The following is a 3,159-nucleotide window of genomic DNA, read 5'->3' as shown; positions in this document are numbered from 1 at the left end:
AAACAAACCAACATGGTTAAGTTAGAAAGGGCGCACGGTGAATGCCTTGGCACTAGGAGCCGATGAAGGACGGGACTAACACCGATATGCTTCGGGGAGCTGTAAGTAAGCTTTGATCCGGAGATTTCCGAATGGGGGAACCCACTGTTCGTAATGGAGCAGTATCCTTACCTGAATTCATAGGGTATGGAAGGTAGACCCGGGGAACTGAAACATCTAAGTACCCGGAGGAAGAGAAAGCAAACGCGATTTCCTGAGTAGCGGCGAGCGAAACGGAAGATAGCCCAAACCAAGAGGCTTGCCTCTTGGGGTTGTAGGACACTCTATACGGAGTTACAAAGGAACGAAGTAAGTGAAGCGACCTGGAAAGGTCCGTCAGAGAAGGTAAAAACCCTGTAGCTGAAACTTCGTTCCCTCCAGAGTGGATCCTGAGTACGGCGGGACACGAGAAATCCCGTCGGAAGCTGGGAGGACCATCTCCCAAGGCTAAATACTCCCTAGTGACCGATAGTGAACCAGTACCGTGAGGGAAAGGTGAAAAGCACCCCGGAAGGGGAGTGAAAGAGAACCTGAAACCGTGTGCCTACAAGTAGTCAGAGCCCGTTCATGGGTAATGGCGTGCCTTTTGTAGAATGAACCGGCGAGTTACGATTTCATGCAAGGTTAAGTTGATGAGACGGAGCCGCAGCGAAAGCGAGTCTGAATAGGGCGTTTTGAGTATGAGGTCGTAGACCCGAAACCAGGTGATCTACCCATGTCCAGGGTGAAGTTCAGGTAACACTGAATGGAGGCCCGAACCCACGCACGTTGAAAAGTGCGGGGATGAGGTGTGGGTAGCGGAGAAATTCCAATCGAACCTGGAGATAGCTGGTTCTCTCCGAAATAGCTTTAGGGCTAGCCTCGAGTTTGAGAGTATTGGAGGTAGAGCACTGATTGGACTAGGGGCCCCTATCGGGTTACCGAATTCAGTCAAACTCCGAATGCCAAATACTTATACTCGGGAGTCAGACTGCGAGTGATAAGATCCGTAGTCAAAAGGGAAACAGCCCAGACCACCAGCTAAGGTCCCCAAGTTTATGTTAAGTGGAAAAGGATGTGGGGTTGCTTAGACAACCAGGATGTTGGCTTAGAAGCAGCCACCATTTAAAGAGTGCGTAATAGCTCACTGGTCGAGTGACCCCGCGCCGAAAATGTACCGGGGCTAAACATAACACCGAAGCTGTGGATGGACATCTCAGATGTCCGTGGTAGGAGAGCGTTCTAAGGGCGTTGAAGTCAGACCGGAAGGACTGGTGGAGCGCTTAGAAGTGAGAATGCCGGTATGAGTAGCGAAAGAAGGGTGAGAATCCCTTCCACCGAATGCCTAAGGTTTCCTGAGGAAGGCTCGTCCGCTCAGGGTTAGTCGGGACCTAAGCCGAGGCCGAAAGGCGTAGGCGATGGATAACAGGTTGATATTCCTGTACCACCAAGCATCGTTTGAATGATGGGGGGACGCAGGAGGATAGGGTAAGCGCGCTGTTGGATATGCGCGTCCAAGCAGTTAGGCTGGAAACGAGGCAAATCCCGTTTCCGTGAAGGCTGAGCTGTGATGGCGAGGGAAATATAGTACCGAAGTTCCTGATTCCACACTGCCAAGAAAAGCCTCTAGTGAGATGTAAGGTGCCCGTACCGCAAACCGACACAGGTAGGCGAGGAGAGAATCCTAAGGTGTGCGAGAGAACTCTCGTTAAGGAACTCGGCAAAATGACCCCGTAACTTCGGGAGAAGGGGTGCTTTTTAGGGTGAATAGCCCGGAAAAGCCGCAGTGAATAGGCCCAGGCGACTGTTTAGCAAAAACACAGGTCTCTGCGAAGCCGCAAGGCGAAGTATAGGGGCTGACACCTGCCCGGTGCTGGAAGGTTAAGGGGAGAGGTTAGCGCAAGCGAAGCTTTGAACCGAAGCCCCAGTAAACGGCGGCCGTAACTATAACGGTCCTAAGGTAGCGAAATTCCTTGTCGGGTAAGTTCCGACCCGCACGAAAGGTGTAACGATCTGGGCACTGTCTCAACGAGAGACTCGGTGAAATTATAGTACCTGTGAAGATGCAGGTTACCCGCGACAGGACGGAAAGACCCCGTGGAGCTTTACTGCAGCCTGATATTGAATTTTGGTACAGCTTGTACAGGATAGGTAGGAGCCTGTGAAGCCGGAGCGCCAGCTTCGGCGGAGGCGTTGGTGGGATACTACCCTGGCTGTATTGAAATTCTAACCCGCGCCCCTTATCGGGGCGGGAGACAGTGTCAGGCGGGCAGTTTGACTGGGGCGGTCGCCTCCTAAAATGTAACGGAGGCGCCCAAAGGTTCCCTCAGAATGGTTGGAAATCATTCGCAGAGTGTAAAGGCACAAGGGAGCTTGACTGCGAGACCTACAAGTCGAGCAGGGACGAAAGTCGGGCTTAGTGATCCGGTGGTTCCGCATGGAAGGGCCATCGCTCAACGGATAAAAGCTACCCCGGGGATAACAGGCTTATCTCCCCCAAGAGTCCACATCGACGGGGAGGTTTGGCACCTCGATGTCGGCTCATCGCATCCTGGGGCTGTAGTCGGTCCCAAGGGTTGGGCTGTTCGCCCATTAAAGCGGTACGCGAGCTGGGTTCAGAACGTCGTGAGACAGTTCGGTCCCTATCCGTCGTGGGCGCAGGAAATTTGAGAGGAGCTGTCCTTAGTACGAGAGGACCGGGATGGACGCACCGCTGGTGTACCAGTTGTTCTGCCAAGAGCATCGCTGGGTAGCTACGTGCGGACGGGATAAGTGCTGAAAGCATCTAAGCATGAAGCCCCCCTCAAGATGAGATTTCCCATAGCGCAAGCTAGTAAGACCCCTGAAAGATGATCAGGTTGATAGGTCAGAGGTGGAAGCGTGGCGACACGTGGAGCTGACTGATACTAATCGGTCGAGGACTTAACCACATTGCTTGAAACGATTCATGCCTTCCCATTATCTAGTTTTGAAGGAATAATTCCTTTATCTGTTTGGTGGCGATAGCGAAGAGGTCACACCCGTTCCCATTCCGAACACGGAAGTTAAGCTCTTCAGCGCCGATGGTAGTTGGGGGTTTCCCCCTGTGAGAGTAGGACGCTGCCAAGCAGTTGAAAGATCAGCCGAGTGCTGGTCTTTTTT

At 52.7% G+C, this 3,159-nt stretch carries 2 rRNA genes; both read left to right on the top strand.

Annotated features, from left to right (window positions below):
• Positions 1 to 14: 14 nt before the first annotated feature.
• Positions 15 to 2,948, top strand: a 23S ribosomal RNA gene (locus BQ4305_RS01350).
• 62 nt (positions 2,949 to 3,010) lie between these two features.
• Positions 3,011 to 3,126, top strand: a 5S ribosomal RNA gene (gene rrf, locus BQ4305_RS01345).
• Positions 3,127 to 3,159 lie beyond the last annotated feature (33 nt).

It is taken from the genome of Bacillus massiliglaciei, assembly GCF_900098925.1.
Classification (GTDB): Bacteria; Bacillota; Bacilli; order Bacillales; family DSM-1321; genus Peribacillus; species Peribacillus massiliglaciei.
The sequence above is the reverse complement of the archived record's forward strand: the minus strand, read 5'-3'. Positions and strand labels throughout refer to the sequence as shown.